Source organism: Candidatus Roizmanbacteria bacterium, assembly GCA_016700135.1.
In the GTDB taxonomy this organism is placed as follows: Bacteria; Patescibacteriota; Microgenomatia; order UBA1406; family GWC2-37-13; genus UBA1450.
The window spans coordinates 1,166,456-1,191,730 of record CP065004.1; the positions used below are offsets into that span (position 1 = coordinate 1,166,456).

The 25,275-nt window shown below is 42.6% G+C and carries 25 protein-coding genes and 2 tRNA genes; 5 read left to right on the forward strand and 22 right to left on the reverse strand.

Annotated features, from left to right (window positions below):
- Positions 1 to 15: 15 nt before the first annotated feature.
- Genes IPM65_06185 through IPM65_06195 form a run of 3 tightly spaced genes read right to left on the reverse strand, consistent with a single transcriptional unit; the run spans position 16 to position 2,523 of the window.
- On the reverse strand, positions 16 to 1,803 hold the full coding sequence (locus tag IPM65_06185; protein ID QQS43698.1) for a glycoside hydrolase family 15 protein: 1,788 nt from the start codon (positions 1,801 to 1,803) through the stop codon (positions 16 to 18).
- 29 nt (positions 1,804 to 1,832) lie between these two features.
- Positions 1,833 to 2,387: a prepilin-type N-terminal cleavage/methylation domain-containing protein gene (locus IPM65_06190; GenBank protein ID QQS43699.1), complete on the reverse strand. Its 555-nt coding sequence runs from the start codon at positions 2,385 to 2,387 to the stop codon at positions 1,833 to 1,835.
- A complete protein-coding gene (locus IPM65_06195) occupies positions 2,368 to 2,523 on the reverse strand; it encodes a hypothetical protein (protein ID QQS43700.1) in 156 nt (51 codons plus the stop codon). The genes IPM65_06190 and IPM65_06195 overlap by 20 nt, the downstream gene beginning before the upstream one ends.
- Before the next feature lie 44 nt (positions 2,524 to 2,567).
- Between IPM65_06195 and IPM65_06200 the strand changes: the two genes are divergently transcribed.
- The 3 genes from IPM65_06200 (at position 2,568) to IPM65_06210 (ending at position 4,638) form a co-directional block, all read left to right on the forward strand.
- Positions 2,568 to 3,821: a hypothetical protein gene (locus IPM65_06200; protein QQS43701.1), complete on the forward strand. Its 1,254-nt coding sequence runs from the start codon at positions 2,568 to 2,570 to the stop codon at positions 3,819 to 3,821.
- A gap of 26 nt (positions 3,822 to 3,847) precedes the next feature.
- Positions 3,848 to 3,920: transfer RNA gene (locus tag IPM65_06205), tRNA-Thr, on the forward strand.
- A gap of 145 nt (positions 3,921 to 4,065) precedes the next feature.
- Positions 4,066 to 4,638, forward strand: coding sequence for a hypothetical protein (locus IPM65_06210; GenBank protein ID QQS43702.1), 573 nt, complete (start codon positions 4,066 to 4,068; stop codon positions 4,636 to 4,638).
- On the opposite strand, the gene IPM65_06215 is transcribed toward IPM65_06210, so the two are convergent.
- The 4 genes from IPM65_06215 to IPM65_06230 form a co-directional block, all read right to left on the reverse strand.
- The gene (locus IPM65_06215) at positions 4,623 to 5,801 is read right to left on the reverse strand and encodes an O-antigen ligase family protein (protein ID QQS43703.1); all 1,179 of its coding nucleotides are present in this window, start codon (positions 5,799 to 5,801) and stop codon (positions 4,623 to 4,625) included. The two genes, IPM65_06210 and IPM65_06215, sit on opposite strands and share 16 nt — an antisense overlap.
- Positions 5,794 to 6,546: a glycosyltransferase family 2 protein gene (locus IPM65_06220; protein QQS43704.1), complete on the reverse strand. Its 753-nt coding sequence runs from the start codon at positions 6,544 to 6,546 to the stop codon at positions 5,794 to 5,796. The genes IPM65_06215 and IPM65_06220 overlap by 8 nt, the downstream gene beginning before the upstream one ends.
- 2 nt (positions 6,547 to 6,548) lie before the next feature.
- Positions 6,549 to 6,803, reverse strand: a complete 255-nt coding sequence (locus tag IPM65_06225; protein QQS43705.1) for a hypothetical protein — start codon at positions 6,801 to 6,803, stop codon at positions 6,549 to 6,551.
- A gap of 57 nt (positions 6,804 to 6,860) precedes the next feature.
- Positions 6,861 to 6,933: transfer RNA gene (locus tag IPM65_06230), tRNA-Val, on the reverse strand.
- A gap of 119 nt (positions 6,934 to 7,052) precedes the next feature.
- On the opposite strand from IPM65_06230, the gene lepB reads away from it, so the two are divergent.
- Complete coding sequence (gene lepB, locus IPM65_06235; GenBank protein ID QQS43706.1) at positions 7,053 to 7,652, forward strand: signal peptidase I; 600 nt, start codon at positions 7,053 to 7,055, stop codon at positions 7,650 to 7,652.
- Positions 7,653 to 7,655: 3 nt separating this feature from the next.
- Here lepB and IPM65_06240 read toward each other — a convergent pair whose 3' ends face one another.
- The 13 genes from IPM65_06240 to IPM65_06300 form a co-directional block, all read right to left on the reverse strand.
- Positions 7,656 to 8,240 (reverse strand): hypothetical protein, encoded by a 585-nt coding sequence (locus IPM65_06240; GenBank protein ID QQS43707.1) that lies wholly within the window; start codon positions 8,238 to 8,240, stop codon positions 7,656 to 7,658.
- A 41-nt stretch (positions 8,241 to 8,281) separates the two neighbouring features.
- Positions 8,282 to 8,527: a 50S ribosomal protein L27 gene (rpmA, locus tag IPM65_06245; GenBank protein ID QQS43708.1), complete on the reverse strand. Its 246-nt coding sequence runs from the start codon at positions 8,525 to 8,527 to the stop codon at positions 8,282 to 8,284.
- A gap of 12 nt (positions 8,528 to 8,539) precedes the next feature.
- Positions 8,540 to 8,851, reverse strand: a complete 312-nt coding sequence (gene rplU, locus IPM65_06250; protein ID QQS43709.1) for a 50S ribosomal protein L21 — start codon at positions 8,849 to 8,851, stop codon at positions 8,540 to 8,542.
- Positions 8,852 to 8,887: 36 nt separating this feature from the next.
- Positions 8,888 to 9,940: a rod shape-determining protein RodA gene (locus IPM65_06255; GenBank protein QQS43710.1), complete on the reverse strand. Its 1,053-nt coding sequence runs from the start codon at positions 9,938 to 9,940 to the stop codon at positions 8,888 to 8,890.
- A gap of 42 nt (positions 9,941 to 9,982) precedes the next feature.
- Positions 9,983 to 12,952, reverse strand: a complete 2,970-nt coding sequence (locus IPM65_06260; GenBank protein QQS43711.1) for an isoleucine--tRNA ligase — start codon at positions 12,950 to 12,952, stop codon at positions 9,983 to 9,985.
- A 128-nt stretch (positions 12,953 to 13,080) separates the two neighbouring features.
- The gene (locus tag IPM65_06265; GenBank protein ID QQS43712.1) at positions 13,081 to 13,512 is read right to left on the reverse strand and encodes a hypothetical protein; all 432 of its coding nucleotides are present in this window, start codon (positions 13,510 to 13,512) and stop codon (positions 13,081 to 13,083) included.
- A 163-nt stretch (positions 13,513 to 13,675) separates the two neighbouring features.
- Positions 13,676 to 14,866 (reverse strand): cell division protein FtsZ, encoded by a 1,191-nt coding sequence (gene ftsZ / locus IPM65_06270; protein ID QQS43713.1) that lies wholly within the window; start codon positions 14,864 to 14,866, stop codon positions 13,676 to 13,678.
- Positions 14,867 to 14,954: 88 nt separating this feature from the next.
- The gene (gene ftsA, locus IPM65_06275) at positions 14,955 to 16,229 is read right to left on the reverse strand and encodes a cell division protein FtsA (GenBank protein QQS43714.1); all 1,275 of its coding nucleotides are present in this window, start codon (positions 16,227 to 16,229) and stop codon (positions 14,955 to 14,957) included.
- 39 nt (positions 16,230 to 16,268) lie between these two features.
- Complete coding sequence (locus tag IPM65_06280) at positions 16,269 to 17,039, reverse strand: hypothetical protein (protein ID QQS44734.1); 771 nt, start codon at positions 17,037 to 17,039, stop codon at positions 16,269 to 16,271.
- Positions 16,948 to 18,066 carry a UDP-N-acetylglucosamine--N-acetylmuramyl-(pentapeptide) pyrophosphoryl-undecaprenol N-acetylglucosamine transferase gene (locus IPM65_06285; protein QQS43715.1) on the reverse strand — a complete coding sequence of 373 codons (1,119 nt, stop codon included), beginning with the start codon at positions 18,064 to 18,066 and terminating at the stop codon, positions 16,948 to 16,950. Before IPM65_06285 ends, IPM65_06280 begins: the two co-directional genes overlap by 92 nt.
- Positions 18,067 to 18,083: 17 nt before the next feature.
- A complete protein-coding gene (gene ftsW / locus IPM65_06290) occupies positions 18,084 to 19,202 on the reverse strand; it encodes a putative lipid II flippase FtsW (protein QQS43716.1) in 1,119 nt (372 codons plus the stop codon).
- Complete coding sequence (gene murD, locus IPM65_06295) at positions 19,195 to 20,421, reverse strand: UDP-N-acetylmuramoyl-L-alanine--D-glutamate ligase (protein ID QQS43717.1); 1,227 nt, start codon at positions 20,419 to 20,421, stop codon at positions 19,195 to 19,197. The genes ftsW and murD overlap by 8 nt, the downstream gene beginning before the upstream one ends.
- Positions 20,418 to 21,740, reverse strand: a complete 1,323-nt coding sequence (locus IPM65_06300; protein QQS43718.1) for a hypothetical protein — start codon at positions 21,738 to 21,740, stop codon at positions 20,418 to 20,420. Before IPM65_06300 ends, murD begins: the two co-directional genes overlap by 4 nt.
- Before the next feature lie 51 nt (positions 21,741 to 21,791).
- Here IPM65_06300 and IPM65_06305 point away from each other — a divergent pair, with 51 nt between their 5' ends.
- Positions 21,792 to 22,040, forward strand: a complete 249-nt coding sequence (locus IPM65_06305) for a glutaredoxin family protein (protein QQS43719.1) — start codon at positions 21,792 to 21,794, stop codon at positions 22,038 to 22,040.
- Here IPM65_06305 and pbpC read toward each other — a convergent pair.
- Complete coding sequence (gene pbpC / locus IPM65_06310) at positions 22,037 to 24,388, reverse strand: penicillin-binding protein 1C (protein ID QQS43720.1); 2,352 nt, start codon at positions 24,386 to 24,388, stop codon at positions 22,037 to 22,039. The genes IPM65_06305 and pbpC overlap by 4 nt on opposite strands.
- A gap of 139 nt (positions 24,389 to 24,527) precedes the next feature.
- A complete protein-coding gene (locus IPM65_06315; GenBank protein QQS43721.1) occupies positions 24,528 to 25,274 on the reverse strand; it encodes a class D sortase in 747 nt (248 codons plus the stop codon).
- Position 25,275 lies beyond the last annotated feature (1 nt).

Below are 25,275 nucleotides of genomic sequence, written 5' to 3' on the forward strand. Positions count from 1 at the left end.
GAAGGTATCGGACTGTTATAGATCTTTACTTACCTTCTTATTCCTCTCAATATAATATGCGCTCATGATATAACCTATATGAGAAAATGCCTGCGGATAATTGCCGAGGTATTCATGAGTCTTTTCATCGATTTCTTCTGCAAGCAAACCCTGCTTGTTCATGAGATCTTCTACTTTCCTGAATAGTTCCGCAGACTTTTTCACTTCACAGATTTTCGCAAGCGCTGAGATATACCAGAATGTGCAAAGGAGAAATGCACCTTCAGTACCTTGTAAGCCGTCTTCACTGAAATACCGGTACACAAACACATCGCTGTGAACAAGTTCATTCGCAGTTTTTTCGATTATCTTTCTCGTTTTTTCATCTGATGTCTTCAAAAACCCGAACAAGACAAAAAGATAATTCGTCGCATCCATATGCAGAGTTCCCGGGTATTGCTTCAGGATTCCTTGTGATTTATCGTAGCTGTTTTCCCAGATCCACTCATGAATCTGTTTTTCCAATCGTGCATAGCGTTCAACTTCATGCTCCTTAAGTCCTATTTTGTCGTGTATCTTAAGTGCGCGGTTGACTCCGACCCAGCACATCACTTTGCAGTATGTATAATGCTGCTTTCCGCTCCGCACTTCCCAAATACCGTTGTCTTTCTCATCCCACAAATGTTCAATTCTGGTGAGAAGATATCGGATCATTTTCTTATTTTCATCAGTTAGCTCTGCGCCGAGGGAACAAACAAAGTAATACGCATCAATAAGTGCGCCGTATGTGTCGAGCTGAAACTGCTCCATTGCGCCGTTTCCGACACGTACCGGCTTTGAGTTCCGATAACCTGACAAATGATCAAGATATGTTTCTTCAGGGACATGTTCGCCGTGTATGGTGTACATAAGCTGAATATCATGCTCGCTTTCACGATCGAATTCGGTCACATTTTCAATAAAGGAAAAGAATTTCATTGCTTCATCGACATACCCGAGAATATACAATGCATACAAAATAAATGTTGAATCACGTACCCATACATACCGATAATCCCAGTTTCTCAAACCGCCGATTTGTTCAGGCAGTGACATGGTAGGTGCAGCCACGATACCCCCGGTCGGGTAAAACTGCATGAGTTTCAAAGTGATTGCGGACCGCACTAATTTTTCTCTACTCTCGGGAATAAATCTGCCTTTTGAAACCCAGTCTTTCCAGAATTCCTCCGTTTCTTTTTCAAAATCTCCTCTCGGATGTACGGATAATTCTCCTTTTTTGATATGTTCAAGGATCAACTGTTTTGATTCACCTTCACCTATCGGTATCCGAAGCAAGAAAGATCCGTTACTGCGGGAAATTGCCGTTCCTGTCGGAAGGAAAAGAATAAAGCGGCCTTCTCCGCTCGTGAAGCTGATACGGGAACCGTCCTGATGCATATCTGCTGCTATTTTTCCGTATTCAGGACGGGGTTGGAATCGAAAGATTACGGATCCCGAACCGGAGAGTCCTTCGATTTTCCGGACTAGAAGCTGTGTTCTGCATGAGGATGTCGGTTTGGGAAGCATAAAGTCTTTCACACTGAACGATCTGTTTTCATTTGAGATCTTATGAGAAACGATTGCAGTCTCGGGAACATACGATGAAGCGACGTTATATTCGGGCATTTCGACGGAAAACGTGCCGCCGTTCTCATCAAGGATTCTGCCGAAAATACTTGTAGAATCAAAGTACGGCAGACACATCCAGTCAATGGAACCCCCGGAAGAAACCAGAGCCGCCGTCTGCAAATCGCCAATGAGAAAATAGTCTTCGATGCGGTTCATATTGACATGATAACACAATAAGTCAGCTGCTAATATGTTTTATTGGTTACTGCGTAATTCTTACCGTATCGAGTCACGGTACCGTTTGAACCGTTCCCGTTGCAGGTATGATCTCGTGCAAACTCAACATCAGATTGCTTGGCATTCTCAAGTGTTGCCGTAAGCGAATATACTTTTCCTCCTTCACAGATGTAAATCATATAACCCGGTTCTTGCCTTGGATCCTCAAGATGTGTTTCTTCTAAAAAGCCTTCATCATGAAGGGCCTGAATCACAGATCTACGATAATACCCTCCGTCAACATATGAAAGCCAGCCACATCCGCATTTCGGATCCGTCCAGTTGGCCCCGCCGTCAACGCGAAACGTACCGTGTGCGGCATAATACTGTTCGAGAGCTATTTGTACCTTTCGTAAATCAGCTTTTCGTTTAGTATCACGACTATTTTTCATTACATTTGAATAGCTTCCGATACTGAGCGTCGAAAGTACTGAAATTATTGAAATGACGATAAGTAGCTCAACAAGAGTAAAGCTCTCTTTATTTCTAAAACACTTATTTATATTATTGAGGAATTGCGCCATCAAAAGGTTGTTGCGTATTTATAATTTCTTGAGGAATTGTTTTTTTGTTCGAGTTCTGGATGGACATGACAAGAATCGCAATAAGAACGATAACAGCACTTCCGACAAAGATACTGAGGAGCGTGGTAACTTTCATAGAATCATTATACAATATCTTTTTTGTATTGTATATAATGAATTATGCTTGCAGAACCTCAGACCGGAACATATTCAAAAGATTCTTCCTACCGCAGTATAGTATCTGCCCTTTTTACCATTATCACAGGTGCTCTTGCCGCTCTTATTGTTTATACCGCTCCTCAGTACTCTTTCGGTTCCGAACTGTTTCAAACATCTATGATCGAGCCGGTATCTCAACATTTTTCCGCTCCTCTTGAAAATACAAAAAAAGATTTAGAAAGAAGACAGATTATCGGATTTCTTCCGTATTGGGCAGTCGGGAACAAAGCTAAGGTGTATCCGGAATACATGGATCAGATGATCTATTTCGGTCTGACCATGGATCAGTCAGGAAAACTCCAAACGGAAGATAAAAACGGAAACACGTTGCCCGAGTGGAACAGTCTCAACTCTGCTTATTTCAAATCCCTAAGAGAAAATGCCAGAAAAACCGATACGAAAGTACTTATCGCAATCAAGAACTTTAATAACGATGAAATAAATACACTTATCAGTAACCCAACCTCCGTACAAACGGCAATACGTGAAATTAAAGCAATAATTACTGAGTACGAACTTGACGGAGTAAATATTGATTTCGAATATGTTACCCGTTCCGATTTTCCAACTCAGAAATTCTATAATCAGTTTCTCAAAATTCTGGCAGATGATTTACGGGAAGAAAAAGCTGATATCATCATATCTTTTGATGTAAATGCCACAGCTGTATATGCCGACATGGCATATGACATGGTGAAGATTGGCGATACGGTCGATCAGGTGATCATTATGGGGTATGATTATTCTCAGCCTTCATCTGTCGCTGCAGGACCCGTTTCTCCAATTGAGATGAACGACAATTCTCCAAGTCTCAGCCGGACCCTTGATTCATTGAAAGGCCGTGTTGAACCGGAAAAAACGGTTCTCGGCGTGCCTTTTTACGGATATGAGTGGCAGACACTGACTGATGATTTCCGAAGCAAGACGGTTCCTCATACAGGAGCGATTGCGACTTATAAACGTGTCAGGGAGCTTATTGCAAATAAAGAAACCGTATCTATTCAATATGATCCTGACAGTAAATCGCCTTGGATCACCTATCGTCAGAACGGCCGGATCAAGCAAATTTACTATGAAGACGAGAAATCCCTTGAATCAAAAATTGAGTTTATTCATGACAGAGATCTGGCCGGGATAGCCATTTGGTCACTGGGATATGAAGGTGATTACATAGAGCCATGGATCGTGATAAAGGGAGGGATATGGCAGGAATAAAACGTGGTATAATCTTTTAAAAGAAAGCCAATGTAGCTCAGTTGGTAGAGCAATGCTTTCGTAAAGCAGAGGTCGGGGGTTCGACTCCCCCCATTGGCTCATGAGATCCCGTCTGTATCAACATAAACAGCATGAAAACAACAGAAAGTTGTTTGGATTGCTGCTTTTCATACTTATACTGAGCGTATTTATGGTCACGGTAGGATTTCGTTTGCTAATAAACGCGACAATATTTATAAGCGGTTTGATCAACCCGCAATCTGAGGAGACTGCACAGGAAAAGAATAAAGAAGATTTTTACGGAGTCTTTGATCTTGAAGAACCGCCCACTGCTACAAACTCTGCTCAAATATACGTTTCAGGAACTGTTGAAGATTTTGAGAAACTGGATATTTATATCAACAATACGAAAGCGGAGTCAGTGACTGTAAAAGGGAAGAGCAGTTTTAATGAAAAGATCGGTCCTTTAAAACAAGGTGAAAATAAGATTTATGCCATTGCCAGATCCGGTACCGAACATTCAAAAGAATCTGAGACATATACAGTTTTTTACAAGAAAGAACCTTTAAAACTGGAAATCGAATCACCCTCAGCAGACATGAAAACGTCGACACAGGAACTGAGTATTAAAGGATTGACCGACCAGGGTGCATCACTTCGTGTAAACGGCCAACCGATTGTTGTTGACCTTTCAGGGGAGTTCAGTAGTACTTACCGGCTAAAAGACGGCGAAAATACCCTGCTGTTTGTAGCAACGGATGCAGCCGGAAATACCGTGGAACAGGAGCTGAAAGTCACGTATCAAAGAGAGGATTGAGTTCTGTGACTTTTTCTATACCCTTCAAGTAGAAACAAAAGAAACAACAAAAACGGATGCAGCAGAACATTATCAAATACTGAAATCACGCTCAAAAGGACAATACCAAACATCATAAATTCTGATGTCCTGGCAAGACTGATAAGCATCCATATATACAAACCAAGACCGATCACGCCTCCGGTCACAAGTATGACTAAAAAGCTTGAATGAAACGCAGTACTGCCATGTGAAGGATTATAAGGTCCGTAAAACAACTGTTCTTCATATATGTCCTTTTCGTATCTAATGTGGTTGTAGCCTATTCCCGCTACAGGATTTTTTCTCCAAATCATAATTGCTTTTTCATAATCATTGATTCTGGCTTCGATTGAAGTTGTCCTCAATAAATTTATTCCTTCACTTGAGCCTTTGGGAATAAAAAGAAAACCGGCGACTAAGACCGCTAAGCCAATCAATACAGTTTTCCGGCTGAACCTCCTGATGACGTACAATACGCTGACTGCAATCAGTGCCAACCCCCCCCCTCTTGAGTATGTCAGAAAACTCAGTATAAAAAGGGGAATTATAAATCCGAGTTTTTTCCAATCATGATTGCTTTGCAGTTCAAGCAGGTAAAATATCATGAGCAAAAGAAATACAGATACGGTCACGGGAGGATCAAAAAAAAGTCCTACCACCCGGTATAAATGAGGGTCCCAACCGAGATAAGCCAGATTGCCGAGATTCTGATACAGGAAGTACTGAATAAATGAAGACAAAATAACCCAGACTGTGACTAGATTAAGAATAACAATAGGCCGTTTTGATTGCTTCTCATGAGTAAAAAAATAACTGACATACACATAAAAGATAAAATAAAGAAGAAGTCTAAGATAATACAAAAACGCAACGGTATTTTGTTCTAAACTATAAAATCTCAAAGAAAGAACAAATGATATAAGTATCCAGATAAAAAAAACGATAATGGGGCTGTATTTGCTCTCCATCAGCGGATTTTTACGGTACTTCACTAGTAGGATACCCGACACCGCTGCTACAAACACTTCGTAGAGATAAAAAAATACCGGCTGTTCCGGAATGCTGATTCTTGCAAGCTGCCCAAAAGAAAATAAAACAAGTGATATGCTCAACAGAACCGTAATAATCCGTGTTTTATTCATGTTTCATCTGTTTGATAAATAACGTACTTCGAACGAGAAATGAGTGAAAGCTCATCAAAAATGAATACACAAAGCCCGCAGTTCCGTCCTTTAAGCCTCCTTTGATCACATATGTGTAAAGAAACTTCCCGATGGGAAAAGCAACTATCTCATACATATTAGTTCGCTTATTCAGCAAGAATAATTCATCGGCGCGGATCTGACTGTACGTATTTATGTGCTGCAGGAACTCATGTATCGTCTGGTGAGGGTAATGCTCAATAAAACCGTCCAACGATGATATTCGGCCGACAGTGGTCCATTCTTCATGTATCGAACCTTTCCATAAACCGGATCCTTTCTTCATCAGGCGAATAATTCCGCGTTTATAAACTTTTGCAACCTCTCCATGCTCGAGGACCCTTCCCATAAACCGGTCCCGTCTTCGCAGATAGTACGCATCGGCACTCGGTTGTTCCATCTCGTGCCTGATATTTGCCCGCAGATCAGGACTGATTTCTTCATCCGCATCAAGATACAACAGCCAATTGCCTTTCGCCTGCTCAGCTCCGAGATTTCGCAAATTTGAAAAGTTTCCGGAAGTTTTGTCATATATCACCCGTGCTCCGGCTTCATGTGCTATTTCTCCCGTTTCATCGGTTGAATTGTTGTCTATAAGAAGGAGTTCGTCACAAAAAGAAAGTGATTTTAATGCCTGCTGTACAATCTCAGCCTCGTTTTTTGCTATAACAATACCGGTAAGCATGATTATAGTTCTATTTTACTCGTATCAAGAGTATCAAGGAAGTACCAAATACCGTGAAGAAGACCGTATAAAGCAATTGAGGCAATAACGAATATAATGATCCAAATAGTCATCCTTTGACCTTGCGTTTTTGTCATTTTGAGTTTGTCATCATATTCTATCGCAGCAAAAAAGATTGCATGAAACAAATCGAGAACAAACCGTTTGAGAAAATTAAAAACAGTCCACATATCAATTGCAGTTAACGCTAACAGCATATATTGGTCGTACCTTGACTTGAACCAGGGACCTTCCGAACCTGCCCACCGCTTTTGTGCACACATCTGGACTTGAACCAGAGACCTTTCGAATGTGAATCGAATGCTCTACCAACTGAGCTATGTGTGCTATGGCAGGCGGGTGTGAATCGAACGCTCTAGCCAACTGAGCTATACGACCAAAGACTAGAAAGATTATATCATTACAGCGGTTGTATTTACACTCAGACTTCTTTACAATTAGTCCATATGTCTATCGTGAAAGGGCTGATCATGTTTGTGATGGAGATTATGGAGACAGTGGTATTCGTAGGGTCTCTCTTCATCGTCATTTACCTTTTTGTACTTCAACCGAACCAGATAAAAGGAGCATCAATGGAACCGACTTTTTACAACGGGAATTATATTTTTACCAGTAAAATCACCTACAAATTGCGTCTTCCCGAGCGGGGAGATGTCGTGGTGTTTCATTCACCCCGTAATCCGGATATCGAATATATCAAACGGATCATCGGGATACCGGGTGATACCGTACTCATCGAAAATCAGCAGGTCTATGTCAACGGGCAACGTGTAGAAGAACCCTATATATCATCCCCTACTACACTTATTCCCGGGAACTTTGCTGAAGAAGGAGTTCCGATTGATATTCCGGAAGGATATTATTTTGTAATGGGTGACAACAGACCCCGCTCGTCAGATTCACGTGAGTTTGGGCCGGTTCCCGGTACAAGTTTTGTCGGACAGGTCTTTTTCCGCTATTTCCCGACAGATAAACTTGGAGCAATCACAAATCCGTATGATGAATCTCTGAGAACCCGAAACGCAATCGCATTTGCTCTAAGATGACACTCAATCAAGCTGCTTCAGCTGTTTCCCTTTTTCTTCATCAGAAAGTTGATGTTTGAGTTTTTCAACCACTTCTTCAATAAAAGCAGTTGTAGTGTCCGTATTTCCCCTTTTTTCCAACACTATCTTTGTCCGTACCCGTGATTGTATAAGTGTTACTTTTGCGTTCAAAATATCACGAAGCTCCTTTTCAAGTGCTTCAAGATGTCTGGTATCGATACTCTTCCCTTCATCTTCTACATCGTATTTGAACTTGCGAATCAATAACTCAGTCTGTCCTGCTGTAAGACCTTTCTTCAAGATCTGTTCATATGCATCAATAATCTCTTCTTCGGTTTGAAGTCGTGATAGAATCATCAGATGTGTCGGGGAAAGCTGTTCTGCATAATATCCGTCGACAACTATCTGCGGAATTTTTGTCAGACGAAGTAGATGAGAGACATATGAAGGATGTTTGTGAATTGCCCTGGCAATTCTCTTTACGGAAACCTCACGGTCAAAACGAAGTCTTTTCACGATTTCTGCTTTTTGTAGGACATCCTTTTCCTGATTTAGTTTGTCAAAAAGTTCTTGTGTTGCGGTGTCCATGAAGACAAAAGATGGTAGTAAACGTCAAAAGAAAGACGGAATCAGACAACTCTTACGTACTGTTTTCCCATGCGTGTATAGAACTCAACAGTTCCTTCACGAAGGGCGATAAGAGTAAAATCTTTTGACAAAAGAACGCCGTCACCGGCATGTACTTTACTGCCGCGCTGTCTTATGATGACATTTCCGGCCTGTGCCAGTTGACCGCCAAACAGTTTTACACCAAGTCTTTTTGAAATCGAATCACGATTTCCTTTAACTGCTCGCTGAGCTTTAGTATGAGCCATAGAATATAATCGTTAAATTGCTGTAATTTTAATTCTGGTAAGCTGAGGTCGAAAACCGCGAACCTTTCGGTATCGTACTTTTGCTTTAAACTTTGCCACACGTACTTTATCACCTTTAAGGTTTTCAATAACCTTTGCTGTTACTTTTCCTTTCAGTTCAGGAGCACCGATTTCGGCATCCGCTTTATCTGAATCAAATGAAAGAAGAGCCGGAAACTCAACCGTCTCATCAGCGTTTCTGTTGATATTTTCAACAATGAGTTCATCGTTTTTTTGTACGAGGTACTGTTTTCCACCCACCTCAATAACTGCATGCGTTTTCATTTCATTATTATACTGTAAATTAACAGAAGTGCAAGACTATTGTTTAGGAGGTATCAGAGCCATTGCAATCATGAAAGTAATCATCGATGAACCTCCGTATGAGACAAACGGCAGCGTAATTCCCGCGATCGGCACAATGCCCAAATTCATACCGATATTGACCGCCGTTTGGACAATCATCATCACGGAAAAACCCAGCAGATAATAAAATGAATACTGCTCATCATAGTCCCTTCCGTGCATATGTCTGAACATTTGTATAAAAACAAAAAGGAAAAAAATAATGTAGAGAAAAATAACAATAAAACCACCGATAAACCCGAATTGCTCGACAAGTGATGAAAAAGCAAAGTCAGTGTGGTACTCCGGTAAAAACGAAAGCTGTGACTGCTTGCCTAAACCCAGACCTTTCCCGAACAAATTCCCGGATCCGACGGCAATATTTGCCTGAACCATATTGTAGGAGGTTCCGGAAGTGTCATGCTCAGGGTCCATAAAACTCAAAATTCTTGCTTTTTGATAGTCATGCATTGCAATCCAGGCTACCGGGAGCAAACAAAGGAGAATCAGAAGGAATATCATGATGTGTCTTTTCGGAATGGAGGAATGAAGCGCCATGACAAAAAAGATTCCGAATACAATAATACTTGTTGCCAGATCAGGCTGTTTATATATGAAAAAAAACGGCAATAATGTAAGCATCAGCGTTTTCAGAAATAATCTGCCGTTTTCAATCGGGTTATAGACTTTCGCAAAGATTGTTGAAAGGAAAACAATAAAGAATACTTTAAAGATTTCAGAAGTCTGGAGCGGAAAAATATAAAGATCAAGCCATCTGCGTGATCCCTTGATGTCCATCCCGAAAAAAAATGTAATAATCAGGAGGATAAGCGAAAAAACATAAAAAAAGGAAGCATTCGACCGGAAAAAATGCTTGTGCATTTGGAGATAACGGATAACAAAGAAAAAAGCAATTCCGATCCCGAAATGCATTAGGGACGTCGTAACTAGATCAGGCCGAATCCCGAATAAATTGATCAGTCCGAAAAGGTAAATAAGCAGTATCGGAAGAAAATACACAAGTGACATAATGTACCGTAAAGTATACCTTTTTTCACCGAAAATGGCTATTTATGCCATAGTCACATCCATCTCATCACCGTACGTCACCTGAGATGCCTGCACTTCCCTCGAGATCAGCTCTTCCTGTTCTCTGAATTTTTCAGGAAGGACGAGGTGTACTTTATCCGTAACCTGGACACCGAGTTTTTTCCGCTTGTTCTGAATTTTTCTGATAAGATCGCGAATTTCTCCTTCCGTCTTCAGTTCTTCTGTCAACTCAGTATCATACTGAACTCCTATTTCGGCTTCCTTTACCGTCACAAACTCTACCTTCTTGACGTTAAGTTCGGCTTCCAGCAATCTCTTATATTCATCTTCATTGTCTTTGATGCTGAGTTCTTTTACCGACGGAAGAGAAACGGTAACTGATGCCAGCGGCTGTCTGACTTTTATTGTCAGTTCCTTTCGGATACGATGACCAACTTCAACTACTTCACGTACGATGATCATGTCTTCAATAAGTTTTTGATCCGGGACAAGATCGCCTAATTCCGGCCACGTTTCAAGATGTACTGATTCATTGGCTGTGATTTGCGTATAGATCTCCTCCGTCAAAAACGGAATAAACGGTGAAAGTACAATCGAAAGGTTTACAAACATGTACTGCATCACGTCATAAAACGCCTGCTTATCTTTGGTATCAGTAGCCGTTACCCCTACTCTATCACGGGAGCGTCTGACATACCACGTTGAAAGATCCTGAATATAACTTTCAATGCTTGTAGCAGCTGTTTTTGTGTCGTATGTAGTTAATGATTTCCTGACAATATCAGTGGTTTCTTTAAACCTTGAGAGAATCCATCGGTCAAGAGCAGATGAAAAATCATCAAGCTTCAGATCTTTCCTCTCGTATACGGCTCCGTCAACTTCAGCGTTTTGACGGTAGAATTTATAGATATTCCACGTCAAAATATAGAACTGTCTTCTGACTTCATCAGCCTTTTTGTATCCGAACAGCAGGTTCTCTGCCGGATTGTGACGGCTGTACATCCATCTCATGACATCTACACCCATCACATCAGCTCCTTCATGAAATGCAATTGAGTTTCCCCAGCTTTTGTGCATCGGACGACCGTCTTCTCCCAAAAGTGTCGCAAACCCGAGTACCCGTTTGAAAGGATTCGTGTCTTCCAGTACGGTAGACATGGCAATCATGGCATAAAACCAGTTTTTGAACTGTCCCGGAAAAGATTCAGTGATAAAATCAACGGGAAACCATTTTTCCCATTCTTTCCTGTCCGAGAGATACAACGGTTCTCCCTGGTTGTTCTCTTTGATCGTTGAGTACGGCACAATTCCGGCATCAAGCCAGGGGTTTCCTACATCACCAATCCTGTGCATGGGGCCCTTGCATGAAGAACAACTGATGATAACATCGTCTATGTATGGTTTATGCGGTGTATGTCCTTCAAACTGCTCCCATCCTCCCACTGCACGCTCTTTCAGCTCGTCCTTTGATCCGATTACATCAAATGAATTGCACTTTTCACATTCATAAATCGGCAAAGCCAGTCCCCAATACCTGTTCTTTTTGCTGATAAGCCAGTCATGCATATTATTGAGCCAATCCAGCTCACGTTCTAGCCCGAATGACGGCATCCATTGAATTTTTTTGGCTACTTCTATCATCCGTTCACGAAGAGTTCGCTTATCTCCAGTTGCCGACGGTTTATCCATTGCGATGTACCATTCATCAGCGACTTTCCAGACAAGTTCTGCCTTACATCTCCAGCATCCCGGATATCTGTGTTTATATTTTTCAATCTTAAAAATATAATTCTTTCCTTTTTTTTCCTCTTCTTCAAGATGATCGAGAATAATCCTCGGATCATTCTTAGCATTCTTCCCGGCAAGAAAGCCCATATGGGAAAGGTAATCTGCGTTGTCTGCAATTACGGGGATCATGGGAAGTCCCAGTTTCTTTCCGAGTCTAAAGTCTTCAGTACCGGCACTCACAGCTGTATGAACCAGTCCCGTTCCCTCTGTTGTAGAAATTGGCATGATCTTCGGATCAGTCATCACCACTGTGTGAAAGGTCTCAGGATTTTCTGCGGCGGTTTTTTTGACAATTTCAAGTTCATCAAAAAGACCAGTATATTTTCGCCCGACAAGTTCCTTGCCCGGAACAGTTTTTATTATCTTTGCATCTTTCCCGAATAATGTTTCGACTCTGTCTTTTGCAAGCCAGAAATGATCACCTGTTTCACCTTCTACCATCGCATACTCAATATCTCGATCAACGGCGACGGCGATGTTTGCGGGAATGGTCCACGGTGTTGTGGTCCACACCAAGAGATATTCATTTTCGGCATCGGTCAGTTTAAACTCCATATAAATTGATTCATGGGTGACTTCTTTATAGTCTTCAGTCAGCATCTCATGCTGTGAAATCGCCGTCTCGCACCGCGGACACCACGGTACGGACTCGTGTCCTTTATAGATCCATCCGTTTTCATAGCACGTTTTGAGAAAGTGCCAGATCATGTAGTTATTATCTTCACTCATGGTAAAGTAGGAATGATCCCAGTCCATAAAATACGCAAGTCGTTTGGACTGATCTGTCTGGATACCGGCAAACTTATTCACGCGGTCTTTACAAAGTTGTACGAATTTCGCAATCGAAGCTTTTTTATCACCGGGTACCAGATTTTCGATATCTTTTTTTGATTTAAGCCCCAGCTCCTTTTCCACTTCCACTTCAACCCACAATCCCTGACAGTCAAAGCCGTTCTGGAAACGCTGTTTGTGACCGAGAAGATTGTTGAATTTCTGCCATAAATCTTTGTAGGTCCGTCCCCAGGCATGATGTACGCCCATCGGATTGTTGGCCGTGATCGGTCCGTCCTGGAAAGAAAAATACGTTTTGGAGTTATCGTTTTTATGAAGATATTTTTCAATAATACCCTGTTCATACCAATGCTTGAGCCATTTATGCTCCATGTTTATGAAAAATTCGTTCAGCGGATTAGTATCTGCCATAGGGTATCAGAAAACGGAAATAATAATGCAACACGTCAAGTCCCTATTGTATCATCACGAGTAGCCGGAAGCAATAAAGTTCCGATAAAAGAAGTGTGATGGAGGGGTGCTTGAAGCACCCCTCCGTTTCATGTACCGTCCGTACACCATGCCCAGTAGTAACCCGGACGCAGGGCCTCGATGAGATGAGCTGCGATCCAAGACTTGGTCACTTGCCAAAACTCCGGCCCCCAGACATCGGGATTGTCGGGATAATCCCGCCAATGCCCGTCGGTCACGGCGATGTACTGTTTCTTCACAATGTTCCACATGACGAGTTCCCGGCACATATAACTGCCGGGATCCGGCACACCGATTTGCAACGTGTAGTGCGGCTGAAAATCATACCATTCCGTGTGAATTATCACCCCCTGGTACCATTTTCCTTCTCCCTCACCTTGTTGCTGAGGTGCTGCCAAAGCTGTCGATATCAGAGGCATATACAGTGTCCTTTCCGTTGCGGTAGGTTCCTGGGCGTACACGCTTCCTGTGTTTGCTAAGACAAACAAGGACAGTAACATACAGGCTACAAGCTTTTGAAACATGTTCATTCCTTTCTGGTTGGTTTGGACGGTACATCAAAGAACCTTCTTCTGACACCACTGTACACGGCAATGCATACGGTATGCCAGTAGAATTACCCTATAGTATATAAACTGGAAGAAAATAAGTCAATGTAGGTCGTTATTTCTTTCGGAGGAATGCGGGGATATCAAATTCGTCATCGTCACGCACTGATGATGCAGGCTTACGTTGTACCGGCTCTTCCTGTCTTTGATACGGTTCTTCAGGGGGATAAAGTGAAAAGTCATCTTTTTCTTCTGAGAGAGCAGCTTCTGCTTCAGCTTCCTCTATAGTTTTTTCTCGTTTATCTTCTGCATCAGCCTGTTGGGGTCTTTGGAACTTGAAGAGTTTCATCGTACTTTCGTCAAATCGGGTAGCAATTACCGTAATCTTTATCTGATCGGTAAGATTCTCATCAATTGCCGCACCGAAAATGATATTTGCATCAGGATCGGCAGCTTTCGTAATCATGGTTGCGGCTTCATCAATTTCACTCATCGAAAGATCTGATCCTCCGACGATATTCAACAGAATTCCCTTTGCTCCGTCGATAGATGCATCAAGAAGCGGTGAAGAAATTGCCTGACGAATGGCACTGATAGCGCGTTTGTCACCCGTTCCGATTCCCATACCCATGATGGCATTACCGGCATTGTCCATGATAGAACGCACATCGGCAAAGTCCACATTGATAAGTCCCGGAAGGGTAATCAACTCGGCAATACCTTTTACACCCTGATGAAGCACAGAGTCAATCTTCCTGAATGCTTCGACAATAGATGTTTTCTTGTCAATGACCTGAAGAACACGCTGGTTCGGAATAACAATGAGAGTATCGACGTTACTTTTCAGTAATTCTATTCCCTCTGAAGCCTGATTTTTACGAGGAGAACCTTCGAAGTCGAACGGTTTTGTAACCACGGCAACGGTGAGTGCACCTGACTCTTTGGCAACTTCTGCCACAATCGGAGAAGCACCTGTCCCGGTCCCTCCTCCTTCACCGCAGGTTATGAAGATCATATCAGCTGTACCAAGTTCATCTTTCAGTTTTTCCCGGGATTCTTCTGCCGCTTCGCGGCCGACTTCAGGATTCCCTCCAGAACCGAGTCCTTTGGTGACCTGATCCCCGATCTGAATTTTTATTTCCGCTTTGTTATGAAGAAGAGCCTGTGCATCAGTATTTACGGCAACGAATTCTACGCCTTCGATACCGCCTTCTTTGATCATGGAAGAGATGGCATTCCCGCCGCCTCCGCCTACACCGACTACTTTAATTTTTGCTGCTTGTCCTGCTTTTGGTTTGATTAACATAGGTTATGTCTAGTCGCATGCGGGAAGAAGAATCTCGTCTTGTGAAGTCCGGAACGGGATCCTTTGGTATCCCTCAGGATGACTAATGTTAGGGAAGAAACTGTTTGAACACTTTCTTCGCCTTAGACATTATATCATTCATTGAGAAGTTTTTCAGAACTGAATTGAAATCTTTGAAATTCGCAGGATCCTCAAACATCTGGGAGTTCCCGTAGTAGACAAGTCCGAGCGTCGCGGCATACATCGGATTCATCACTTCGTCGACCAGACCTGTGGCTTTTTCCGGTACACCCACCCGTATCGGAAGTCTTGCAATCCGTTTTCCCATCTCAACCATACCGACAGTCATCGAACCGCCGCCCGTGATAACGATTCCTGAAGGGATTGCTTTCTCATAACCGCTTTTACTGAGCTCTTCGGCTACAAAAGAATAAATTTCTTCAATACGCGGACTGATAATACCTTCAATGATTTCTTTCGGGCTGACGTCTGGAAGTTTTTCCGGAATACCCAGTTTCTCGGAAGTAAGTATATTTTTCTCTTTCTTTTTAATAGCTTCTTCGACACGGCGTGCATTATTGCTGAGATACAGTTTCACTTTTTCCGCCGATTCAAGTGAAACCCTCAGACCGACTGCAATATCATTGCTGATGTGTCTTGCACCAATCGGTATGGATGAAGAAAACGATAAAGCGCCTTCTACAAAAATGCTCATATCAATTTTTCCACCGCCAATATCAACTACAGCCACACCAAGATCCTTCTCAGTGTCCGTAAGAACTGCTTCTGCTGCTGCCACACCGGAAAAAATATAGCCCGTATTTTTTATTCCCAGATCATTTAGGACTTTATCGATATTCTTAAGATTGGTTGCTGATGCTGTGATGATATGGGTGTCTACTTCCAGCCTGACGCCGCTCATCCCCACCGGATTATTGATTCCGCTTTGTCCGTCTACACTGTACTCACGCGGTGTTACTTCAATAATCTGCCTGGTATTCGAAAGAGAGATCGCACGGGCTGCTTCTATAACACGCTGAACATCATCTTCGACCACTTCAAACTGAGGATTCGCAACGGCAACTATCCCATGTGAATTAATCGAAGCTATATGAGGACCTCCGACGGATACATATGCTTCCTTGATCTGATGGCCGGCCATACGTTCTGCTTTTTCCACACTTGCCTCGACGGATGCAGTCGCCTGATCAATATCAACAATCAGCCCCTTTTTTACCCCTCTTGAAGGCGTGGCATTGAATCCGATAATCCGGATTTCATCAGTCTCAGCTGAGTAAAGTCCGACAATCGTTGCAATTTTTGTGCTGCCGATGTCGATGCCGCAAATGAGTGTTTCCGCCATAATCTGTATGAGCCTAGTGACTTCTTAAAAAATTTATGATCAAAACCGAATAATCGGCTTATCAAAACGCAAATCCAACGTTTCAAACGCTATACCTTCAACTGAAAGCTGCCTAAGAGACTGTTCGAACTGATACTTCTGCAGCTCAATATCCTTTTCAGAGGAAAATAAAAACGCACTGCTGTCTGTATATAATCCTAGCATATGAAATCCTTCAATAGCAATACTATTTACCTTGAGTCTTGCATCCTGAACAATCCCCAGGAAATAAAGACTGTCTTCCACTTCCTTAAAGCCGATTTCATCTCCTCTCTGAAAAGAATTATACGGCACATTCTGATAAAAAGTAATGACCGGTATGCCGGTATTCTCAATTTCCCGGACTTTTTCAAGTATGATACCTTCCGTACTGAGCAGCAGATAACCGTCTCCGACCATCAGGTATGCTGCCTGGGTCAGTCTGCTTACCTCAACTTCGATTACAGAAGGGTATTTTTTCCCGATCGAAAGGATGCGGTAATACGGATTGGCATTCGTCAAATACTTCTCAGCTTCGCGAAGATCCAGACGCCAGAGATGCATACCCCTGTACTGGTTCTTTCCTTTAAACGGAAACTCCTTTGATTCGCCGTAAACCTTCATCTCTTGTACCCGATAAGCATGATCAATACGATATGCGAGAACAATTGTGAGAGCAAAAATAGTCAGAAATAGCAAACTAGGTGCGATTTTCCCGGTATATCTCTTCCACAATCCGCTCTGCCGCTTCGGTGATGTATGTTCCTTCAAGTTTTTGGTATGCTCGTTCATAGTGTTCTTTGTTATGTAGTACAGACATGATTAACGAAAGCAAATCTTCAGATTTACCTTCCTGCTCAAATATTTCGGCTGCACCTGCAGTTTTCAAAATGCCGGCATGCTTACGCTGCTCATCAAATGCGGCAAGAGGCAAAGGAATCAGGACTGCCGGTTTTTTCAGAGCTACCAGCTCAAAGAATGTATTTGCACCGGATCTGCTTACAACTACATCCGCTTTTCGGAGCAGCGCCCCAATCTCATCATCGCCGATATGCGTTCTGACGGTATATCTTTGTCTCAGATCTTCAGGTAATGATTCCCTTACAGCTTTCAACCGTTCATAATCATTATACTCACGAAGATTCCCGGTTTGGTGTATGACTGAACAGCCTTTCAGCAACTCGGGAAGGATTTGTTCGATATGCTTGTTTATTGCATGAGCTCCGAGTGACCCTCCCGTCACATAAACACACGGGATTCCTGAAGGAGTCGGAATAGTTGTCTTTGCGGTAAATACACTTTTCCGGACAGGATTGCCCGTCAATATTGCTTTTGACTTCGGGAAAAAACCGGCTGATTCAGGAAAGGATATAAATACCTTTGCAGCTATACGACCGATTTTCCTGTTGGCCAATCCCGGATGTATGGTTTGTTCATGAGTGTACACGGGAATCTTCATCGTCGACGCAACTGCAGCCACAGGGTATGCAAGATATCCGCCGAAAGAAAGCACCAATTCAGGTTTTTCTGATCGCAAGATCTGCCATGCACGGTAAAAGCCGAAAGGTATCATTATGATATCCTGAAGCGTCCGGAGTGATATTGTTCTGGTAAATCGACCCGTCACCAAATGATAAAATCGTATTGATCTTCTTTGAATTTCCTTATACTCAAAACTTTCGGTACGTTCCTTGTTGTTGTTGTATTTCCTGCCGACGAAGACGATCTCAGTCTCGGGAAACTTATCTTCAATCAAATCAATAACTGCAAGCGCAGGGGTGACATGCCCGCCGGTTATGATGATTTTCGTAGGCTGCATATGGTATTGTAACACGCTTATGTCTTTGTCTGACGGGCAACATTTATCGCAATTCCCAAAAGCATACAGGACGCAAGCATTGATGATCCTCCGTATGAAACGAAAGGCAGAGTCACACCAGTCAGAGGCATAATATTCACCATTCCGCCGAGATTTATAATAATTTGGAGACCGAAGTACGTAAAAATGCCTCCGATTAACAATTTCCCGAACCGATCATCAACGGAATTGTACAACTGATACAGCTTATACAAAAACACAAAGTACAGTGTGATAATGAGAAAGCTGCCGACGAAGCCGAGCTCTTCGCTGATAATTGCAAAAATAGAATCGGTATGAGCTTCAGGAAGAAATAAATACTTTTGCCTTGATGCACCGAAGCCTCTTCCGAACAGACCGCCTTCCGTGACGGATATCAGGATCTGATTGATATGAAATCCCACACCGAGCGGATCATTTTCGGGATTGAGAAACGCAGTCAGACGTTTGAGACGATAAGGAGCGGCAAAAATGAGCCCGGCAAATCCGATGACCGCAACGGGAGCCAGCGCGAGCAGATACCGCAGATCCTGACCTCCGAGAAAATACATCGCAATTCCGAGAGAAAATACCATGATTGCAGTTCCCATATCAGGCTGCAGCATTATAAGTAAAAGGAGAAAACCCAAGAGAAGAACAAACGGTAAAAACCTGCTTTTTTCCTTTTTTGAGAACCAGGAGGCCAAATAGAGGATAATAGCAAACTTGGTAAACTCGGTCGGCTGAACGGTAATAAAACCCAGATTAATCCAGCTTCTTGCTCCGCCTGCCGTATGCCCAATGCCGGGAATAAGCACCACAATGAGTAGAAGAATAACTCCGATCATTGCAGGAATGGATAAAAAGTAAAGGTTTTTGTAGTTGTACCACGAAAAAAAACCTAAAACGATCGAGCCGAAAAATATCCATCTCAGTTGAAGTTTGAGATAATGAAAACTGTCTCCGGTTGCGTTCAGTGCACGTATCGAGGAAGCTTCAAACACAAATATCAGACCGATGAATACAAGAAGAACCGCAATAATAAGAAGCACCCATGTCATCGTCAATCCGTTTCCTTCTTTCTCGACCTTTCTCAGTCTTTTGTGCCTCTTACGCATACTGTTTCACAAACTTCTGAAACTGATCGCCTTTTTCAACAAAATTTTTCCAGAGACTATAACTGGGTGATGCGGTAGATAAAAGACAAACACTGAGCGGAGGGGCATGATTGTATGCAAATGCAACCGCTTCCTCCATGCTCTGGGTCTCACAGATATTCCAGAAGGAACGATCAACCTCAAAAAGTGCAGTTTTGATCCGTGCTCCTGACTCGGGAAAAAGCACAATATTTTTTATACACGTTTCCCTCAATTCACTTGCCAGTTCAAGAAAGTCATATCCGCGGTCCTCACCACCCAAGAAAATGGTACTGATACCCGGAATTGCTTTTACGGCTGCAATTGTGGATTCAGGCGTTGTTGAGATCGCATCGTCATAAAAGGTAATCCGTTTAAAGGTCCCGACTTTCTGCAGCCGATGCGGCAACGGATTGAATGATTGGATCGCATCTTCCGCCTCGCGATACGATACCCCGCACAGAGATGTCACTGTGATGGCCCCTCTGATATTGTCAACATTGTGCTGTCCGAGCAGGGGAATCCGTTCGGGAATAAAGTCATTCTCATACGGTTTCGGCTGTGCTGATGTCGTTTTTGTCCACTCCGAAAGACGAGTAAACGCAGGATTATATACATAGTAATCCGTTTTCTCTGCATGCGCGATCATCCGGTGTTTCGCTTCATAGTAATTGTCAAGCGTACCGTGATATGGGACATGATCCGGAAACAGACTCACAATAAGAGAAATATGAGGTGAGAACTGAATGTCTGACAACTGATAGCTGGACAATTCACAAACGATATACACGGTCTGTTCGTGTTCCTCGTTAAAAAAATCAAGAAGGGGTTTACCGATATTGCCCAGAAGTTCCGTTTGTCTGCCTGTTTGAGAAAAAATATGATGAATAAGCGATGCCGTTGTACTTTTACCTTTTGTCCCCGTCACACCGATCGTTACATGTTTCTTATCAAGATTTGCAAAAAAAATATTAGTGGCAGTTGTATACGGTACAGTAATCTCCTGTGCTCTGATGCCCGGTGTTTTAATGACCAGATCGAACTCTGATTGCTTTTTCAGGTAATCCTCACCGTCCTTGCGGTCAGTTATTTCAAATGTCGCAGACGGCACAAATTTCCTGAGAAAATTCTCCGTCGATTTTCCCTCAATACCATACCCCGCAATCAAAATACGTTTGTTCATCAAGTCTTGAATCTTCATATCATTGTTCTGAACTGCTCAGGTATAACCGAGCGGTCAATATTGGTAACTTCTTTTTCAAGGGTTGTTATATCAAGTTTAGGCAAAATCTGTTGTTCAAACAGATCCATGACAGGTGTCCCTTTATATTCTCCCTGTGAAGCAGCTTTCACCATTGCAAGCTTCACCTCATCAGGAGTACCGACACATTCAAATGGCTTAAAGCCGCTTACACCCAGAAGTTCCTTGTAAAGCGGGATAAGATCAGCCTGAGCATACATATTCGTTTGAAACAAATCAGTAAGCTCCTTTTTTGAGATATGTGCCGATAAAAGTGCAAAAACAAACGCACATTTCGGACAGGTCCCGCACCATCTCGGTGAATTTTCATGCTCAATGATATTAAAATTTCTGTTGCAGCTGGAAAACGATGAAAAATATTCGGGATACTTAGAAAACAGTTCGACAATGGTGTATTCCGAATACGGTCGCAGCAGCGATACATACAGCAAATCAGAAGATATAAATTTCCCGATATATGTCTGAAACAATGTTTCAAATTCACGCGATTTGCTCCACTGATGATTGACCGTTTCGCCTAGATACTCGACATTGCCGTAGTCAGCGCTTCGTTCATTACTTGTGATCAGGCCGTCATATCCGTACAATGCGGCTGTCAGGATACCGATACAGGCATACACCGCCGAGACAGGAATATGGCCGTTAGTGACGCCTTCTTTTTTATTTATTGCAAAAAGCTGAGGATCAATAATGCGTTTTATCCGTATTGCATCGAGTTTCATGGAACTAAGAACGGTTTCAATTAGCGGATAGCTTTTCTGCGTTTCCACCACAAATCCGTCTGCATTTATCTGATTTTTTTTAAGAATCTCCGCGGAAAGGATTGAGTCTTTACCACCCCCGACGCCGATCAGATACCGATTACTCTTTTTCATTGTTTGTGGAGTTTGTGTTTGATTTTCATCAAAAGGGAACTTCACAAGGCCGCGGAAATCTATTTCGTTCCGGTAATAAAACTCCCCCAATCCTTTGGTATATACCGTATTCCAGAAGTCAGCCTGTGCGGGTGTAAGTGAATACCCTTCAATGATTATCTCTTTCGGACAATACGTTTTCCAGTAACTGAGTCCGAGGACGATATGCACAGTCTGCAACAACGCATGAAGAAGAGTTTCAGGAATAGAATGTACTTCCCTGTTAGGTAATATAAGATTCTCGGTAAAACGAAGTTCCTCTCCTTCGTGCCTTATTTTGTAATGAAAGCTCATGACAGAAGAATGGATATCGGAAGTGTAACCTTCAAAGATAAACTGACTCATATGTATATTATAATGAATAACTGCAGTTAAGACGTACCATTATCACTAATTATGAAAACCCCGGGAACGATCATTCTATACGGTAGGCACGATTGCCGGGACTGCCAAAGCATCAAAAATTTTTTGGATGTTCACGGTATTCCCTATCTGTATATCGACATAGATGAGCATCCTTCCGCTGCTCTTGAAGTCACGAATCAAACAAACGGTTATCAAAAGATTCCTCTTCTGGTGTTCCCTGACAAAACAGTGCTTATTGAACCGAATATTGAAGAAATTGAAGAAAAAATAAAAGGTTAAGGGACCGCGTTTCTGACTTCCTGAACCGGTTTGTCACCCTGCTTAATTACGGTTTGCTGGCAATAACTTTTCCGCTCTGTGCCTCTCAGGAAGTATTCCACCCGGCCGTTATAACAGGGCATGGAGACAACATTAACCGGTTGCGGCATCTTGCCTGCGGCATCATGTTCCTCAATCATATATTTCATAATCCGGTTAAAGATAGGTCCGGCACCGAGCGAACCGGCAATGCTGTGCATTGAACTGTTGTTATTGTTCCCGACCCAGACTCCGACTACTACTTTGTCGGTAAATCCGATCGTCCATGCATCTTTGTAATCATTTGTTGTTCCCGTCTTTGCCGAGACTATTTCGTCCTTAACATGCAGCGGATTATTTACTCCGAAGGCCTGCTGTCTTGCTGTATTGTCAGAAAGAATATCTGAAATGATAAAAGCTACACCTTCATTGAGAACACGAGTCTTTGTACTGCGGATATGGGTCACATCCTTTTCCCGTGAATCCTTAATCTCCACAAACGGAGTCGGTTCCACCCTATATCCGCCGTTGGCAAATACGCTGTATACCTGTGTCAGATCTACGAGAGTTACTTCTCCGCCGCCGAGTGCTATTGACAAACCGAACCGTGATGATTCCTCCCAGGTGTCGATTCCCATGGTTTTGGCAAAATCTACAAACGGTTGTACACCCATGGTGTTTAGAACTTTAATAGCAGGAACATTATATGAATTTCCGAGGGCGTAACGTATCGGAACCCTTCCGTGATACCTTCTGTCGTAATTGACCGGTTGATACGGTTCGGCACCGGCAATATTGAACACAATAGGTGAGTCGTCGATAGGTGTTGCAGCCGTATATCCGTTTTCAAGAGCCATGGCATACAGCATCGGCTTCAGCGTAGAACCGGGTTGACGCTGAGCGGTCGTGACATTGAACGCTCCGTAGTTTTCTCCGAAATAATTTACTGATCCCACCATTGCGAGAATCTGACCGGTGTTGGGGTCCATTACAATTACACCACCGTTTGACGCATTAAGCGGCTGCAGCTTTTCTACTTCTTCCCGTAAAATTTCTTCAGCCTTCGTCTGAATATCAAGATCCAAAGACGTCACAATATTAAAACCTGATTCTTCAACTTTTTTCGTGCCGAATTCGTTTTCAAGTGCGGTCCGGGTATACATGACAAAATGCGGGGCACGGATGTTTGTGGTCGGAGGGAGCACAGTAAGATCTTCCTGTATCGCATTTTCAAACTGATTTTTGGAAATATAGTGCTGAAGATACATTTCCTGCAGCACCTGATCACGCCTTCTTTCGGCTAGGTCAGGATCGATAAAAGGCGAATAAATGGAAGGCGCTCTGGGAAGACCAGCCAGCAATGCCGCTTCTCCGAGCGTGAGTTCCTGAGCGGTTTTACCGAAATATACTTTTGAAGCCTCTTCAATGCCGTATGCAGAACCGCCGTACGGCACCTGATTCAGATACATTTCCATAATTTCATCTTTTGTATACATCTGTTCCGTCCATAGTGCGAGCACCATCTCTTTGAGTTTTCTTTCAATAGTCCGTTCAGGAGTAAGGAGAGCCGTTTTTACCAGCTGCTGTGTGATAGTCGATCCTCCCTGTAGTTCATTGTAAATAAATGAATCTTTTGCTGCCCGCAGAATACCTCCGAAAAAGGAAATCCCTTTGTGATTGTAAAAATTCTTATCTTCAATCGCAATAGTCGCCTGAATGACCGCTTTCGGAACTGAAGAAAGCGGCACGGAGGTACGGTTCACATCCCGATAAATCGCGTACAGCAATTTCCCGTTCCGGTCATACAAATGAGTAGATTGAGCAAAATTTACCTGACCGATCGCAGCAGGTGACGGCAGTTCACGCACAAAAAAGTATGCCTGTTGGATAAACAGAAACAGTAAACAAAACAAAAATCCGTATACAAAATACTGAAAATATTTACTTGTCAAAAAAGAGTAAAAAGAAGCAATCAGATGAATAATTCCTAAAAATATTCCTTCAATTATTGCAATAATCTGTTTCGCAATCGAAATGAGAAACAACGGAGTATTTTTAATAACATACCAAAGAAATGATCCTGTCTGCTTTAGACCGTATGAGACTGCACCGGCAGAGTTTGTACCGGCGGCGCCAATATTTTTAACAGTTATAAGTGAAGACACTTTTTGAGTAAGATAGCGCAAAGAAGTATAAGGAAATAAAACAGCCCGCATTACGGATTTCCCGACATATACTACAACGACCGTCCAAACATACAGAAGAAAAAAGATACTCCGTAAAATTGCATTTTTAAGCATGCGAAATGATAGTCGTATTTCACTTGACATACGGATATTTTAACAAAACTATAGGGCAAGTAAAAGGGTAAGTTATTATCCTTTTTGATTGAGTAATATCCTGTTTGAAGTATTCGGAGACTATATCAGAAAGTTATAACCACTCAATGAGGTATTTCTTACAAATGTATCAGTTGGCTGTATTTCTAACAATCCGTGCCTTTACAATCAACCGTTCTTTGTAAGTCCCCGGAGGCACGCATGTCACAAGGGTAAGGTATGAATCATCAAATTCCTGTTCCAGGACCGAGACTTCATCCGGTTCGACAATAAACATATCTACTACTTCATATGTGTATTGCTTGCCTTCTACGCTCACATCTATTCTGTCTCCGACATCAAGCTTGGGAAGGTAGGTAAATACTGACTTGTAGTCTTTCGCATTGTAAAGCTGCGGTAATGTAGAGTGGCCGAAAATGGCTACATTTCCGTATTGGCCCGGTATGGAAGTCGGTAAATAATGAATAAGGCTTTTCGAAAGATCTTCTCCTCCGACATCTACATTGAGATCTTTCAGGTTCAGCTTCGGAATGGAAAGTGAGTAAGATTTTACTACCAGATCGCCGTTCGGTGTCGGAAGTTTGCTTTCGGGAAACCAGACGTTGGCGTTTGTGAAATCTCTGAGATTACTGGAAAAGAGCGTGTTGGAGGCGTAAACACTTTTGGCAAATTCCAGTGCAGAAACCGACTCTGATTCCGGTAGTGGTGATGCGGCATCTTTTTTGAGAAATACCCGCGCATACAATTCGAATGACACAATAGGATACAAGGCCCAGAATAAGAAACCCATTCCTGCCAGCAAAACGACATAAGACGCGGCACGAACCACTTTCTTCTTTCTCGAAGTTTCTTCTTTTTTATATACGCGAAGCGGCATG

What these genes read in the sequence shown, in the direction of transcription:
- ftsW (QQS43716.1), bottom strand. Translation starts at nt 19,202, where the DNA reads ATGCGTAAGAGGCACAAAAGACTGAGAAAGGTCGAGAAAGAAGGAAAC.
- IPM65_06185 (QQS43698.1), bottom strand. Translation starts at nt 1,803, where the DNA reads ATGAACCGCATCGAAGACTATTTTCTCATTGGCGATTTGCAGACGGCG.
- IPM65_06200 (QQS43701.1), top strand. Translation starts at nt 2,568, where the DNA reads ATGCTTGCAGAACCTCAGACCGGAACATATTCAAAAGATTCTTCCTAC.
- IPM65_06300 (QQS43718.1), bottom strand. Translation starts at nt 21,740, where the DNA reads ATGAGTCAGTTTATCTTTGAAGGTTACACTTCCGATATCCATTCTTCT.
- ftsZ (QQS43713.1), bottom strand. Translation starts at nt 14,866, where the DNA reads ATGTTAATCAAACCAAAAGCAGGACAAGCAGCAAAAATTAAAGTAGTC.
- pbpC (QQS43720.1), bottom strand. Translation starts at nt 24,388, where the DNA reads ATGTCAAGTGAAATACGACTATCATTTCGCATGCTTAAAAATGCAATT.
- murD (QQS43717.1), bottom strand. Translation starts at nt 20,421, where the DNA reads ATGAAGATTCAAGACTTGATGAACAAACGTATTTTGATTGCGGGGTAT.
- IPM65_06305 (QQS43719.1), top strand. Translation starts at nt 21,792, where the DNA reads ATGAAAACCCCGGGAACGATCATTCTATACGGTAGGCACGATTGCCGG.
- IPM65_06225 (QQS43705.1), bottom strand. Translation starts at nt 6,803, where the DNA reads ATGCTGTTAGCGTTAACTGCAATTGATATGTGGACTGTTTTTAATTTT.
- IPM65_06315 (QQS43721.1), bottom strand. Translation starts at nt 25,274, where the DNA reads ATGCCGCTTCGCGTATATAAAAAAGAAGAAACTTCGAGAAAGAAGAAA.
- rplU (QQS43709.1), bottom strand. Translation starts at nt 8,851, where the DNA reads ATGAAAACGCATGCAGTTATTGAGGTGGGTGGAAAACAGTACCTCGTA.
- IPM65_06240 (QQS43707.1), bottom strand. Translation starts at nt 8,240, where the DNA reads ATGGACACCGCAACACAAGAACTTTTTGACAAACTAAATCAGGAAAAG.
- IPM65_06255 (QQS43710.1), bottom strand. Translation starts at nt 9,940, where the DNA reads ATGTCACTTGTGTATTTTCTTCCGATACTGCTTATTTACCTTTTCGGA.
- rpmA (QQS43708.1), bottom strand. Translation starts at nt 8,527, where the DNA reads ATGGCTCATACTAAAGCTCAGCGAGCAGTTAAAGGAAATCGTGATTCG.
- IPM65_06285 (QQS43715.1), bottom strand. Translation starts at nt 18,066, where the DNA reads ATGCAGCCTACGAAAATCATCATAACCGGCGGGCATGTCACCCCTGCG.
- IPM65_06265 (QQS43712.1), bottom strand. Translation starts at nt 13,512, where the DNA reads ATGTTACTGTCCTTGTTTGTCTTAGCAAACACAGGAAGCGTGTACGCC.
- IPM65_06260 (QQS43711.1), bottom strand. Translation starts at nt 12,952, where the DNA reads ATGGCAGATACTAATCCGCTGAACGAATTTTTCATAAACATGGAGCAT.
- IPM65_06215 (QQS43703.1), bottom strand. Translation starts at nt 5,801, where the DNA reads ATGAATAAAACACGGATTATTACGGTTCTGTTGAGCATATCACTTGTT.
- IPM65_06195 (QQS43700.1), bottom strand. Translation starts at nt 2,523, where the DNA reads ATGAAAGTTACCACGCTCCTCAGTATCTTTGTCGGAAGTGCTGTTATC.
- IPM65_06220 (QQS43704.1), bottom strand. Translation starts at nt 6,546, where the DNA reads ATGCTTACCGGTATTGTTATAGCAAAAAACGAGGCTGAGATTGTACAG.
- IPM65_06280 (QQS44734.1), bottom strand. Translation starts at nt 17,039, where the DNA reads ATGAACGAGCATACCAAAAACTTGAAGGAACATACATCACCGAAGCGG.
- ftsA (QQS43714.1), bottom strand. Translation starts at nt 16,229, where the DNA reads ATGGCGGAAACACTCATTTGCGGCATCGACATCGGCAGCACAAAAATT.
- lepB (QQS43706.1), top strand. Translation starts at nt 7,053, where the DNA reads ATGTCTATCGTGAAAGGGCTGATCATGTTTGTGATGGAGATTATGGAG.
- IPM65_06190 (QQS43699.1), bottom strand. Translation starts at nt 2,387, where the DNA reads ATGGCGCAATTCCTCAATAATATAAATAAGTGTTTTAGAAATAAAGAG.